Annotated in this window: 8 protein-coding genes and 2 tRNA genes; 6 read left to right on the top strand and 4 right to left on the bottom strand. The window is 67.8% G+C overall.

What is annotated here, in order from left to right; genetic code table 11:
* Positions 1-7: 7 nt before the first annotated feature.
* A complete protein-coding gene (locus tag WQ56_RS05635) occupies positions 8-3,895 on the top strand; it encodes a PilC/PilY family type IV pilus protein (RefSeq protein ID WP_047136103.1) in 3,888 nt (1,295 codons plus the stop codon).
* Complete coding sequence (locus tag WQ56_RS05630; RefSeq protein ID WP_047136102.1) at positions 3,892-4,353, top strand: type IV pilin protein; 462 nt, start codon at positions 3,892-3,894, stop codon at positions 4,351-4,353. Before WQ56_RS05635 ends, WQ56_RS05630 begins: the two co-directional genes overlap by 4 nt.
* Before the next feature lie 110 nt (positions 4,354-4,463).
* On the opposite strand, the gene WQ56_RS05625 is transcribed toward WQ56_RS05630, so the two are convergent.
* Both WQ56_RS05625 and WQ56_RS05620 read right to left on the bottom strand, forming a co-directional pair.
* A tRNA-Asn gene (locus tag WQ56_RS05625) sits at positions 4,464-4,540 on the bottom strand.
* Positions 4,541-4,652: 112 nt separating this feature from the next.
* Positions 4,653-5,177, bottom strand: a complete 525-nt coding sequence (locus tag WQ56_RS05620) for a Tfp pilus assembly protein FimT/FimU (RefSeq protein ID WP_047136101.1) — start codon at positions 5,175-5,177, stop codon at positions 4,653-4,655.
* 183 nt (positions 5,178-5,360) lie between these two features.
* Here WQ56_RS05620 and uvrB point away from each other — a divergent pair, with 183 nt between their 5' ends.
* From uvrB to WQ56_RS05605, 3 genes are all read left to right on the top strand, one after another.
* Positions 5,361-7,391, top strand: a complete 2,031-nt coding sequence (gene uvrB, locus WQ56_RS05615) for an excinuclease ABC subunit UvrB (RefSeq protein WP_047136100.1) — start codon at positions 5,361-5,363, stop codon at positions 7,389-7,391.
* Positions 7,392-7,511: 120 nt separating this feature from the next.
* A complete protein-coding gene (locus tag WQ56_RS05610) occupies positions 7,512-7,763 on the top strand; it encodes a type II toxin-antitoxin system prevent-host-death family antitoxin (protein ID WP_047136099.1) in 252 nt (83 codons plus the stop codon).
* Positions 7,760-8,014, top strand: coding sequence for a Txe/YoeB family addiction module toxin (locus WQ56_RS05605; protein WP_047136098.1), 255 nt, complete (start codon positions 7,760-7,762; stop codon positions 8,012-8,014). Before WQ56_RS05610 ends, WQ56_RS05605 begins: the two co-directional genes overlap by 4 nt.
* A 148-nt stretch (positions 8,015-8,162) precedes the next feature.
* Here the strand turns inward: WQ56_RS05605 and WQ56_RS05600 are convergent.
* Both WQ56_RS05600 and WQ56_RS05595 read right to left on the bottom strand, forming a co-directional pair.
* Positions 8,163-8,237 (bottom strand) — tRNA-Val (locus WQ56_RS05600).
* A gap of 139 nt (positions 8,238-8,376) precedes the next feature.
* On the bottom strand, positions 8,377-11,106 hold the full coding sequence (locus tag WQ56_RS05595) for a TonB-dependent receptor (protein ID WP_047136097.1): 2,730 nt from the start codon (positions 11,104-11,106) through the stop codon (positions 8,377-8,379).
* A gap of 215 nt (positions 11,107-11,321) precedes the next feature.
* Here WQ56_RS05595 and WQ56_RS18545 point away from each other — a divergent pair, with 215 nt between their 5' ends.
* Positions 11,322-13,925, top strand: coding sequence for an alpha-amylase family glycosyl hydrolase (locus WQ56_RS18545; RefSeq protein WP_047136096.1), 2,604 nt, complete (start codon positions 11,322-11,324; stop codon positions 13,923-13,925).
* Positions 13,926-14,106: the final 181 nt, after the last annotated feature.

Here is a 14,106-nt window from a genome sequence, read left to right as displayed (position 1 = left end):
CGACCGCATGGCATTGCGCCGCATTCCTGTTCCCGTCGTCGTCGGCCTCGTCGCGCTCGCCGTTGGCGGCTATTTCATCCATGGCCTTCGGGCCGAGCAAGGGCAGGGCGTGCTCGCACAGGCCCCCTTGAACACGCAGATCCAGGTGCCGCCGGCCTTCATCATGGCGGTGGACGATTCGGGATCGATGACATTCCATAATCAGTTCCCGGCGTCGGACGGTTACGGCTGCTTCCTTCAAGGAAATAGTTCTAGTTACGGAAGTTTCTTTTCTTCATCGGGCGTGCTTCGTACTTCTGGGACGACCTGTCGATATTCTTACTCCTATACGGGGCCCCGTATCGGCGACACGTACTTGGGGATTCCCCCGGTCGACAACTATGGATTCGCCCGGTCCCCGGATTTCAATCCGTCGTACTTCAACCCGCAGATCCGATATGAGCCATGGATCGCGTCCGACGGCGTCCCTTACGCGCAGGCCGGCACTGCACAGACGCGGATCGATCCACGCAATGCGGCCACGATTGCGCTGGCCTCCAATCTCGGGGACGAGAATACGCGTTCGAGGTTCCAGGCTTACACCAGCATGTTCCTGCCTGCGGGCACCGAGTACCGGTTGGTCTCGAGTTCGGGTTGCGGCGGCTTGAGCGGCGGGGGACGTTGGCGCACGGTCGGCGCCGAGGGCCATCGCATGAGCGCGAGTTGCGCGCTTTACGTTCGCTACTGGCCGGCCGCATTCTTCATGCGGTATCGCACCGATAATGATGCGTGGCCGATGTTGGACGGGGCGACGGGCGTCTACACCAAGGCAAGCACGCCCCGCACGCGGGTCGACAATGCTTGTGGTCCCGGTTGCCACCTGTGGAAATACACGATCCAGCCGGGGACTGCGGCGCTGCAGAATTTTGCCAATTGGTACTCGTTCTACGGCAACCGGAATCGGGCCATGATCGCGGGGATGACCCAGTCCATGGCAAGCGTCAATTCGATGCGCGTGGGCTACTTTCCGATCAACAGGTATGCGAGCTACGACGCTCCATTGGCCAGCCCGAACGAGCGTGTAGTGATGCGCGATATGGGCATTGCCGAGGGCAAGGCGGCGCTGTATTCCGAGATGATCGCATTGCCCGCCAGCGGCGGCACGCCCAACCGGCAGGCTGTGAAGGCGGCGGGCGAGCAGTTCCGGAGAAGCGATGCAGGCGCGCCGGTGCAACTGGCATGCCAGCGTAATGCCACGATGCTGTTCACTGACGGCTTCAGCAATGCGGTCGGCCCCAGCCTGGGCAGTCCCGCCAACCGGGATGGCGGCATGGGAATCCCGTTCGCTGATGGCCACTCCAGCACGATGGCCGACATCGCGGCAGCCTACTATCTCGATAACGCTGGCCGTTCTCCGCTGCGAACCGATCTGGCGGCCGGGCAGGTGCCGGTGCCGTCGTCGTGCCCGAGCAACGATCCCAGGATCAACTGCCAGAAAAACCTGCACGTCAATTTCTACGGAGTCACTCTCGGTGGCCGAGGCAACCTCTATGACCCGGTGAATCTGCTTGATCCGTATACCGATGCCCGCGTCTATCAGAACTGGCCGCCTGCGCAGGACAACAACCGGAGCACGGTCGACGACATTTGGCACGCCACGGTCAACACGCGCGGCGAGCTGATCAACGCGCGCACGCCGGCCGACATCACGGCGGCGATGCGTCGCATCCTGTTGTCGGTGACGTCGGGAACGTCGCCCTCGGGAAGCCTTGCAGTCAGTGGCGCGCGGGTCGGACAGGGATCTCTGGCGGTGACGCCGCAGTACGAGGTCCGCAACGAAGGTACCGACTGGTTCAGCCGCCTCACGGCAAGCAAGGTCGCGCTCAATCGGTCGAGCGGTACGGTCGAATACGAGCCGTTGTGGGATGCTAGCGCGCGATTTCCGGAGGCTGCGAGCCGTAACGTGTGGGTTGCGCACGGCGGTCGCGTCTCCCGTTATCTCGACGGGGTGCTGACGCTTGAGGACCTCTGCACGAAGGACAATGGACGTTATCCCGGGATGTCGCGTTGCACGGCAGCGGAGTTGCAAGCGCTCGGCGCCACCAGCGCCGGCGCCGCGCGACGCTATCTGCTCGGCGATACGAGCCTGGAAAAACGGCTCGGCGGCGGTTTTCGGGACCGGACCACCGTGCTGGGGGACATCGTCAACTCCACGCCGGTGGTCAGCGCGCCGAGCGACGATTACGGCTACCAGGCGTTGCCGACCGCGTATGGCGGCGGGCGCTCGGGAGACGGCAGCTACGGCGCTTACCTCGAGGCCAAGCAGGGCAGGCGTTACATGGTGTACGTCGGCGCGAACGACGGTATGTTCCACGCGTTCGATGGCGGCATGGATGCTTCGGGCAACACGAAGCCGGGCGACAGCGCCGGCGGTCGAGAGCGTTTCGCCTACATTCCTGCGACCGCTGTGGGCCATCTGGGCAACCTGCTCTATCCCTACGATCCCGACGACCGCAATGACCAGAAGTTCAGCCATCGCTACTACGTCGACGGGCCGGTTGCCGTCGGCGATGCCCGGGTTGCCGGCACCTGGAAGACCGTCGTTGTCGGTGCCAGCGGCGCAGGCGGGCGAAGCGTGTTCGCGCTCGATGTGTCCGATCCGGGATCCTTCGATGCCGCGGACAGGCTGTGGGAGATCAGCGATCTCGACGATACGCTCGATGCGGAGGTGCGCGACAACATCGGCCATGTCCTCGGTCGGCCGGTGATCGTGCCCGTCAGGCACACCGATGGCACGGTCGCGTGGAAGGCGATCTTCGGTAATGGTTATGGCAGCAAGAACGGCAAGGCGGTGCTGTTCGTCGTCGACATTGCCGAGGGGGCGCCGACCATTCGGATGATCGAAGCCGAGGATCCGGACAGCGGGATCGCAGGCGGCAACGGACTGGGCAACCTCGTGGCCGTGGACCGTTGGCGCTCTCGGACCGGCTTGGATCCGGCCACCGACGCACTCGACGCGCCTGGCAGCGATGGATTCGTCGATACCGTCTATGCCGCGGACCAGAAGGGCGCGATCTGGAAGTTCGACCTGCGCGAGCCGACCTCGGACGCGTTGACGCTGCCGCTGTTCACCAGTCAGGAAGCGGAGTCGAACGGAGCGACGTATCGGCAGCCGATCACCGGCGGTCTGCTGGCGACGGCCGGTCCCGGCGGGGGCGTGATGCTGTACTTCGGCACCGGCAGCTTTTCGTTCGTCGGCGATCCCGGCGATCAGAGCGTGCAGTCGCTGTACGCGATCGTCGATCCGGTACGCGGCCCGCCGACTTCGGCGTTCGCGCCGATCCGCCCGTCCCATCTCGTCTCGCGGACCATCTTGGGCACGCAAAACGGCGTGCGTGTGCTGTCTGCCCCCACGGCGCCGTCCGGGACTGGGCGCGGCTGGCGCCTGACGCTGCCGGCGGGCGAGCGCTTCGTCGGGTTCCCCTCGATCGCATCGGGCGTCGTCTTCCTGCCGACCTATGCACCGCAGGACAACGCGACCGGATGCTCGACGCAGGGGTTCAACTGGCTCTACGGCCTCAATGCCTTGACTGGAGCTGCCGGGCTCTCGTCGGCCCGCACTGGTTCGATCGGTGGCAGCCATTACGCGGAAGGCACCGCAGGCCTGGCGCTCGATACCGGTGGAAGCGCGCCGGTCCGCGATGTCGGCGTGCTCGCGCTGCCCCGAAACAACCAGGGCACGGCACCGCCGCCGTCCTCCGAGGGGGGAGGCGACGGCGGGGAAGGCGATGACGACGGGGGCGAGCCGCCTTCTCCGCCGCCCCAGGGCTGCTGGATGGCGGTGACCGTCGCGGGCGCCGACACGAGCTACCTGCCGTATCCGTGCGGTCGTCAGTCCTGGAGGCAGATCCAATGACTTCCAGGCAGCGCGATCACGGTCGCGCACGGCGACCGACGGGGTTCACCCTGATCGAGTTGATGATCGTGGTCGCAGTGATCGCGATCCTTGCGGCCATCGCCTATCCGAGCTATGAGGACGCGGTCCGCAAGTCCAAGCGCGGCCAAGCGAAGGCCGACCTGGCCGAACTGGCGCAGCGTGCCGAGCGCTTCCATACCGTACGCAATACCTACGTGGGATTCTGGGAGACCGTCAACGACGGCAAGGACGTGCAATCACCCGCATCGGGGACGGCCGCGTATCTGATCGGTATGGCAGTGGACGCGAAAAGGCCCAACGCGTTCAGCCTGACCGCAACGCCGCAGGGGCGCCAGGCGAAGGACACGCGCTGCGGCACACTCGGCCTGGATCAGGCTGGTCGCAAAACCATCGGCGGTAGTCCGAAACCAACGGGCACTGTCGCCGAGTGCTGGTGATCCCTGCGATCGTGCCTATTTGCCCGGCGCGTCGGTGGTCTATGGCAGCGTAGGCCGATGTGACATGCACAGAAAAAGCCGCGGATCGCTCCGCGGCTTTTTCTTCGATCTGGCGCCCGAAGTTGGACTCGAACCAACGACCCCCTGATTAACAGTCAAGTGCTCTAACCGGCTGAGCTATTCGGGCGGGGACGCACATTCTAGTCGGTTGGCGGCGCGGGTCAAGCATCGGTGTTGCATTCGCTGCCCGTGCGTCGAGGAGGTCCATGCTGCGCGCCGTGGGGCCATCAGGGGACGCCCTATGCAGGGCAGGGCATCGGCACCGAAAGCCGCTCGCTGCGCACGCGCCCGAGATTGTTGACGACGATTTCGCCCTCCAGGTGTCCGCCCCGGCAGATCCGCACCGTCAGGTTGGTGCCCGCGCTGCGGCCATCGCGCTGGTATCGAACGAGCGGCCGGGTCGCATCGATGCGCAGCCCACGAGCGGCGCCGGCCGGCGCCGGCGTGATGCGCAGGACATCGGCAGGCGCATCCACTTGTCGATTGCCGTCGGGGTCGGCGAAGACGATCCAGCCGTCGCTCCAGTCCCCGTCGTCGCGACAGCCCGCTTCGCCATCGGCCGGGCAGACCACGACGGGGCTGCGCCCGACGATCGCGCTGCTGCGCGCCATCGCCAGGTCGGCGCCGATCAGGTGCATCGTCGTCTGGACGCGGTGACGTGCCACCAGATCGACAAAGCCGGGAAGACCGACCATCGCCACCACGGCCAGGATGACCAGGATCGTCAATAGTTCGATCAGCGTGAATCCGTTCAGCCTGTGCACGGGCGCTCGCCTGCTCCTGTCGGAGGGCCAGCTTCGCTTGGGACGAGGTGCTGCTGAATCCGGCTATCGCCGCCTCCACGGGTCGGAAACCCCCGGCTGGTATCGTCGGACTCCTCCCGAGACAGCGGTTGTCGCCAGGGGCGGCCGCCCCCACTTCAGGTCTTCCCCCGCAGCGCAGACGCCATGAACGACGCCACCCAACCCGCCGGTTTCCAGCTCGTGTCGCCCTACCAGCCGGCGGGCGACCAGCCGCAGGCGATCGAGCAGCTGGTCGACGGCTTCGAGGCCGGACTGGCGCACCAGACGCTGCTCGGCGTGACAGGGTCGGGCAAGACTTACACGATCGCCAACGTGATCCAGCGGGTGCAGAAGCCGACGCTGGTGATGGCGCCCAACAAGACGCTGGCCGCGCAGCTCTACGGCGAGTTCAAGTCGTTCTTCCCGCACAACGCGGTCGAGTACTTCGTCAGCTACTACGACTACTACCAGCCCGAGGCCTATGTGCCGTCGTCGGACACCTACATCGAGAAGGACAGCTCGGTGAACGAGCACATCGAGCAGATGCGGCTGTCGGCGACCAAGGCGCTGCTCGAGCGCCGCGACGCGATCATCGTGTGCACGGTCTCGGCGATCTACGGCCTGGGCGATCCGAACGAGTACTTCCGGATGGTGCTGCACATGGTCCGCGGCGAGCGCATCGACCAGCGCGAACTGATCCGGCGGCTGACCGAGATGCAGTACAGCCGCAACGACCACGAGCTGCGCCGCGGTACCTATCGTGTGCGCGGCGAGACGATCGACGTGCACCCGGCCGAATCCGACGCCGAGGCGCTGCGCATCGAGCTGTTCGACGGCGAGATCGAGCGGATCACCCAGTTCGACCCGCTGACCGGCGAGACCCGGCGCACGCTGCAGCGCTACACGATCTATCCCAAGTCGCACTACGTGACCACGCGGCGCACGACGCTCGACGCGATCGAGGCGATCAAGGCCGAGCTGCCGCCGCGGCTGGAGCAGTTCTACGCCGAGAACAAGCTGGTCGAGGCGCAGCGGCTGCAGCAGCGCACGCAGTTCGACCTGGAGATGATGGCCGAGGTGGGCTACTGCAACGGCGTGGAGAACTACTCCCGGCATCTGACCGGCCGCATGCCCGGCGAGGCGCCGCCGTGCCTGTTCGACTACCTGCCGCCGGACGCGCTGCTGGTCATCGACGAGTCGCACGTCACCGTCCCGCAGATCGGTGCGATGTACAAGGGCGACCGCTCGCGCAAGGAGACGCTGGTGAACTTCGGTTTCCGGCTGCCCTCGGCGCTGGACAACCGGCCGCTGAAGTTCGAGGAGTGGGAAGGGCGCTCGCCGCGGGCGATCTTCGTCTCGGCCACGCCCGGCAGCTACGAGCTGGAGAAATCGGAAGGCCAGGTGACCGAGCTCGTCGTACGCCCGACCGGCCTGATCGACCCGGTGGTCGAGATCCGGCCGGTCGCCACGCAGGTCGACGACGTGCTCGGCGAGATCCGCGAGCGCGTGGCAATGGGCGACCGGGTGCTGATCACGACGCTGACCAAGCGCATGGCCGAGAACCTCACCGAGTACCTGGGCGAGCACGACGTCAAGGTGCGCTACCTGCATTCCGACATCGACACCGTCGAGCGCGTGGAGATCATCCGCGACCTGCGTCTGGGCAAGTTCGACGTGCTGGTCGGCATCAACCTGCTGCGCGAGGGTCTGGACATGCCCGAGGTGTCGCTGGTCGCGATCCTCGACGCCGACAAGGAGGGCTTCCTGCGGTCGGGCGGTTCGCTGATCCAGACCATCGGCCGCGCGGCGCGCAACCTGCGCGGCAAGGCCATCCTGTACGCGGACCGCATCACCAATTCGATGCAGACCGCACTCGACGAGACCGAGCGCCGGCGCCAGAAGCAGGTCGAGTACAACGCCGAGCACGGCATCACGCCGCGCTCGGTGGCGCGCGCGATCGTCGACATCATGGAAGGCGCGCGCGCCGAGCCCGAAATGGAGAAGAAGGGGCGTGGCAAGGGCCGCAAGGTCGCCGAACCGGCCGAGGACTACGCGGCGCTTTCGCCCGACAAGCTCGCGTCCAAGCTCAAGGCGCTCGAGCAGCAGATGTACCAGCACGCCCGCGACCTCGAGTTCGAGGAAGCCGGGCGCCTGCGCGACCAGATCCAGAAGATCAAGGCGGCGGCGCTGGGGTAGGGCGGCTCACCGCGAGGCGCCCCGCTGCCGACGGGCGAACTCACGACGTCGCCTGATCGGGTTGGTTGTAGGTTCATGGGTATGCCTGTACGGTATCCCGTACATAAAGAGACCGCTTCCATGGACACCATCACCTACACCGCCGCCCGTGCCTCCCTGGCCGACACGATGGACCGCGTGGTCAACGATCACGAGCCGGTCATCATCACGCGCAGCCGCGAGCAGTCCGTGGTCATGGTGTCGCTGGACGACTACAAGGCCATGGAGGAGACGGCCTATCTGCTGCGCAGTCCGAAGAGCGCGCAGCGTCTGCTGCGTTCGATCGCGCAGCTCGAATCCGGGGGCGGGCAGGTGCGGGACCTGACCGAGTGATCCTGCAGTTCTCGGATGACGCCTGGGAGGATTACCTCCACTGGCAGCAGGTCGACAGAAAGCTTCTCAAGCGCATCAACGAACTGATCAAGGCCATCCAGCGCGATCCCTTCCGAGGCGTCGGCAAGCCGGAGCCGCTCCGTCACGCGCTCGCGGGGTACTGGTCGAGGCGCATCAACGACGAGCACCGGATCGTCTACAAGGTCGAAGGCGACGTGCAGCTGATCGCGCAGGCCCGCTACCACTACTGAGCGGTACAGAGTCCGCTATCTCCATCCGGGCCTGGACGGCGTCCGGGTCAAGCGGGACCGCATGCACTGACCCTGCACTTACGAAAAACCCGGCGCGATGGCCGGGTCTGTCTGATTCCACGAAAACGCCTGTCTCCCAGCTGCTTCGTGGTGGGCGGTACAGGGTTCGAACCTGTGACCCCTACCATGTCAAGGTAGTGCTCTACCGCTGAGCTAACCGCCCGGTGTTGCCATCCCGCCGCGTCGGCGAGGTCGCGCATTCTAGCCCAGTCCCCGGGGCCGTACAAGCATTTCCCGATCGGGATGCCCGGAGCGGGCGTCGCCGGCCGCGCGGCGGGGAGGCGCCGCGCGGCCGGATCCGGTCAGAACCGGTAGTTGACGCCCATCAGGTAGGTACGGCCGTAGTCGTAGAACTGGTTCGGACGCTCCTGCAGGCCGTCGAAGGTCGAGCGGAAGGGCTCGTTCTCCAGGTTGTTGACCTGGAGCAGCAGCGACAGGCCCTCCAGGCGTCCGCTCTCGAACGCGTAGCCCAGCTGCAGGTCGGTCACGGTCTCGCCGGTGAACATCACCTTGGTGCGGTCGCCGCCGGCGCCCTGGACCTCGCCGAGGAAGTCGGAGCGGCTGCGCTGCGACACACGCGCCGAAAAGCCGTAGCGCTCGTAGTACAGGGCGACGTTGGAGACGTACTTCGACAGGCCGGGCAGGGGCTCGGAGCTGTCGGGGCCGTTGGGCGCGATGTCGCTCTCGGTGTCGGAGTAGTTGCCCATGAAGCCGAAGCCTTCCAGCGGCGCCCACAGCAGGCCCAGCGGGAACGACACGGCGAACTCCCAGCCCTTGATCGTGCCGCCCTCGCCGTTGACCGGCTGGCTGTACTCGCCGATCCACGACGGCGGCAGGTTGCCCGGCAGCTCGGCAGGCAGCGGCAGCTGGCTGAAGTCGAACTCGGTGGTCTGCCGGTAGATGTAGGTCTTGAGGTCCTTGTAGAAGTACGCCGCGCTCACGTAGCCGCGACCGATCGACTCGTCGCCGAAGTACTTCTCGTACGACACGTCGTAAGCGTTGGCCAGCCACGGATCGAGCTCGGGGTTGCCGCCGCTGCCGGTCCACAGGTTGCGGCTGCGGTCGATGCCGTAGGTGCCACCGGCGGTGAGTTCGTCCATGCGCGGGCGCGCCATCTGGCGCGAGGCGCCCAGGCGCACGAACTGCTCGGCCGGCAGGCCGAACGACAGGTTCATGCTCGGCAGGTAGTGCACATGGTCGGCGCCGTGCTCGCTCGGTGCCTCCAGCGCAACGCCTTCGACCGTCGCCACGCCGGTCGAGCGCTGGCTGGAGTTGACCACCTGCACGCCGACGTTGCCCTTGAGCGGCACCGGGCCGAGGTCGGTGTCGATGTCGGCCTGCACGTAGAGCGTGCCGATCTCCTCGTGGATCTCCCAGTTCTTGCTGTTGATGGCCTCGTCGTCCTTGCGCCACGGACGATAGATGCCGTCGGCGAGCATCGCGCGCTCGTCGAGGTCGATGATCGACGGGATGCCGGCGAAGCCGAACGCGCTGTTGCGCACGTACTGCCCCGGGATGGCGACGCTGCCGTCGCCGGTGCAGGCGTCGGTGACGCACAGCGTGTATTCGGTCGACGCGCGGCTCTTGCGGCGGTCGGTGATGTTGCCGCCGAAGCGCAGTGCCGAGACGAAGCCGGTATCGAAGCGGCGCTCGAGGTCGACCCGGAACGAACTGATCTGGTCGCGGACCTCGAAGTTCTTCAGGTAGCCGGCTTGGTCGCGCTCGCCGCCCCACCGGTCGGGGTCGCGCAGGACCAGACCGCCCGGCGAGCCGACGTCGTAGTCGAGGCCGATGTCGTACCAGCCCTCGGGATTGAACACGTAGCGGCCCGACGCGGTGACGCCGGCCGGCGGCGTGGCGTAGACCTCGAACAGCTGCTCGGCGCGGCGTGCGCGCGAATGGCTGACGTCGGTGGTCAGCGTCCAGTTCGCGTTGACCTCCAGTTCGGTGTTCCAGCCGAACGACAGCAGGCGGTCGTCCATCGTGTTGGTGTCGTTGCGCACGACGATCGGCGCGATCTGCGACCAGGTCGAATCGATCGTGGTGCCGTCGGGGCTCAGCGTGGCATCGTCGAGCACTGCCCGGCCGTAGGCCAGGCCGGTCTGCAGGCCGTACTTGTTCTCCTCGCGCTCGAACTGCGAGTAGAACAGGTCGATCGTCGAGTGCAGGCGTTCGTTGGGCTGGAACTCGAGCACGGCCATGTAGCCGTCGCGACGGTTGCTGCCCTCGATGCCGTAGGCGGCGGTGCCGCCGAGCACGCCATTGCCCTCGTAGCCCTCGTACTCCTTATTGAAGTTCCACGACTCGAACTGGCGGCCGAGGTTCGGGCTGTCGAGGCGGGCGTAGCCCACCGCGATGCCGACCGTGTCGTCGGCGAACTGGTCGATGTACGAGATGCTGGCGCGGCTGCCGTACTCCTTGTCGTCGCCGAGCTTGTTCATGTCGCCGCGCACGTTCACCGCGACCGCGCGCTCGCCGAACGACAGCGGACGCACGGTCTTCATGTTGACCGTGCCCGACAGGCCCTGGCCGACCAGCTGCGCATTGGTGGTCTTGTGCACCACGACCTGGCTGATCAGCTCGGACGGGTACTGGTCGAACTCCACGCCGCGGTTGTTGCCGAAGCTGACCTGCTCGCGGCCGTTGAGCAGTGCGGTCGAGAAATCGCCGGCGAAGCCGCGGATGTTGAGTTCCTGCGGACGGCCGCCGAAGCGCTGCGCCGAGATGCCGGGCAGGCGCGCCAGCGAGTCGGCGATGCTGGTGTCGGGCAGCTTGCCGATGTCCTCGGCCGAGATCGCCTCGACGATGGTGTCCTCGGCCTGCTTGGTGTCCATCGACAGTTCGATGCCGCGACGGATGCCGGTGACGCGCACGCTGTCGAGCTGCACGGCGTCGCCGCTGGCACGCGCCTGCGTCGCGCCTGCATCGGCATCGTCGGTGGACGTGGTGGTCTGCGCCTGTGCGCCGGCTGCGAGCATCAGCAGCGCGGACGACAGCGCAACGCTGAGCAGGTTGCGATCGAGCTTCGACATCTCCCCTCCCAAGGGTGTCCAGCAGGCGGTTGTTCTGGGTTGTACCGTCCGCGCCGCAGCTGGATTGATCGGACGGGTCCTGCGATTGGCGGCCATGGTAGTCCCGGGGTTCGGGCCCGGCGGCGCGCTGCATACGTATTCATGGCGCATCGCGATGGCGCTCGTCGACGATGTGGCGTCGATGGCGCTGGGAGGCGGCGATGGAAAACGTTTACATGAATCAGCGCGCGCGATCGCGCATCCGGAGCCTCGCGCTCGCATGCCTGCTCGCGGGCTCCGGCCTGGCGGGCGCCGGCGAACTGCACGTGCCGTCGCCGGACTGGCGCGACCAGGTCGTCTACTTCCTGATGATCGACCGGTTCGACGACGGCGATCCGGCCAACAACGACCAGGGCACCGGCGAGTACGACCCGAAGGATCCGGCGCGCTACAGCGGCGGCGACCTCGCGGGCGTGGCGCGCCGGCTCGACTACGTGCAGGGCCTGGGCGCGACGGCGGTGTGGATCACGCCGCCGGTGGCGCACCAGTGGTGGAACGAGGCGACCCGCTACGGCGGCTACCACGGCTACTGGGCCGACGATTTCTCCGCGCTCGATCCGCATTTCGGCACGCGCGACGACTACCGCGCGCTGTCGCGTGGTCTGCACGGCCGCGGCATGTACCTGATCCAGGACATCGTCGTGAACCACACCGCGAACTACTTCGGCTATCCCGGCGGCTGGACCGCGGACGACCCGGCGGCGGGCTTCGCGCGCTTCGCCGACGCGCGCGGACGCGAGGCGCCGGTGCAGCCGCCGTTCGACCGCAACGACGCGCGCGATGCGGCGCAGCGCCGCGAGGCGATCTATCACTGGACGCCGGACATCGTCGACTTCACCGACCGCACGCAGGAGCTGACCTACCAGCTCGCCGGCCTCGACGATCTCAACACCGGGCACCCCGAGGTCCGCCGGACGCTGCGGCGCAGCTACGGCGACTGGATCCGCGACGTCGGCGTCGATGCGTTCCGCGTCGACACCGCGCTGCACGTGCCGGCGGATTTCTTCGACGATTTCCTGCATGCCGACGATCGCGAGGCGCCGGGCATCGTCGCCGCAGCGCGCGCGACCGGCCGCGAGGACTTCCACGTGTTCGGCGAGGGCTTCGCGATCGACAAGCCGTTCGAGGACACCCAGGCGCGCAGGCTCGAGGCCTACATGCGCACCGAGGCCGGCGGCGAGCGCCTGCCGGGCATGATCAACTTCCCGCTCTACGGCAGCCTCGGCGACGTGTTCGCGCGCGGCGAGCCGACCGCGGTGCTCGGGCATCGCATCGCCAGCATGGTCGCGCTGCATCCGCGCCTGCACTGGATGCCGAGCTTCGTCGACAACCACGACGTCGACCGGTTCCTGGCCGGTGCCGACACGCGCGCCCTGCGCCAGGCGCTGCTGGCGATGATGACGCTGCCGGGCATTCCGACGCTGTACTACGGCACCGAACAGGGCTTCGCCGGGCGTCGCACGGCGATGTTCGCAGGCGGTGTCGGCGCGCAGGGCGATGCGTTCGACACCGGCGCGCCGCTGTACCGCGAGATCGCGGCGATGTCGGCGCTGCGACTCGACGACCGGGTGTTCCCGCGCGGCGTGCCCGAGGTGCTGCGCGACAGCGGCGGCGGGCCGGGCGCGCTGGTGTGGGCGACCCGCCACGAGGATGCGCTCGCGCTGGTCGCCTTCAACACCGCCGACGCGCCGGTGCTCGTCGACGCGCTGGAGACCGGGCTGCCTGCCGGGACGCGGCTGGACGGCGCATTCGGACTCGACGGCAATCCCGCGCCGCTGACGGTCGCGGCCGACGGACGGCTGACGCTGGTGCTGCCGCCGCGCGCGGGCCTGGTCTGGCGCCAGCGCGGCCGCGCTGCGCCGCCGCAGACGTCGCAGGGGCCGGCACCGACACTCGATGCGTTGCCCGCGGCGCCCTGGCGCGACGATGTGGTGCTGCACGGGCACGCCGCGCCCGGCGACGTGTTGCAGGTCGTGGTCGACGGCGACCTGCAGCGCGCGCCACGCGTCGAGGCCGGTGCCGACGGCCGCTGGACGGCGACGCTGCGTACCGATAGCTGGATCGACCCGGCGCGCACGCATCGCCTGGTGCTGTGGCGCGAGGCCGACGGGACCGCTTCGGCCGCGCAGCACTTCCGGGTCGAGCGCCGATGGCAGGCCGTCGCACGCATAGACGATCCGGCCGGCGACGACCACGGCCTGGACGGGCGCGTGGTCTATCCGCTCGGTGGGCAGTGGCGGACGCAGCGGCAGGGCGACCTGCGCGCGATGGAGGTCGAGACCAGCGGCGGCGCCTTGCGCGTGACATTGCGCATGGCCAGCGTGACCCAGGGCTGGAACCCGCCCAACGGCTTCGACCATGTCGCGCCGGTGCTGTTCGTCGAACTGCCGGGGCGCGAGGGCGGCAGCGAGGCCATGCCGCAGCAGAACGCGCGCCTGCCCGACGGCATGCGCTGGCACTACCGGCTGCGCGCCCACGGTTGGTCGAACGCGCTGTTCTCGGCGCAGGGCGCCGGCGACGACGACGAGGGCACGCCGCAGGCGCAGCCGGCGCGCATCGAGGTCGATGCGGACGCGGCGACGATCCGCTTCACGCTGCCCGCGGTGTCGCTCGGCGATCCGGCGACGCTGGCCGGCGCACGCGTGCACGCGGTGACCTGGGACTACGACGACGGCTTCCGTCCGCTGCAGCCCGAGTCCAGCGCATCGGCGTTCGGTGGCGGCGACGGCGCGCGCGATGCGCGCGTGCTCGACGCGGTCGGGCCGCTGCGGCTGCCGTGAGCGCGGCCGGCGATGGACAAGGCCGCAGTCCATCGGGAAAATGAGAATCGTTCCCGATGAGGGCGCGTCGCGGGCCGGAATCGCTCGACGGCGCGCCGGTCCGGCCCGTCGCCGGGTCGTGCCTCCGGCAAGCGATGCCGGCCGGAGACGCCCGATGCGGTCCTCGTCCTCCCGTCCTCCC

This window comes from Luteimonas sp. FCS-9 (assembly GCF_001014645.1).
GTDB lineage: Bacteria > Pseudomonadota > Gammaproteobacteria > Xanthomonadales > Xanthomonadaceae > Luteimonas.
This window is presented reverse-complemented; position numbering and strand designations above follow the sequence as displayed.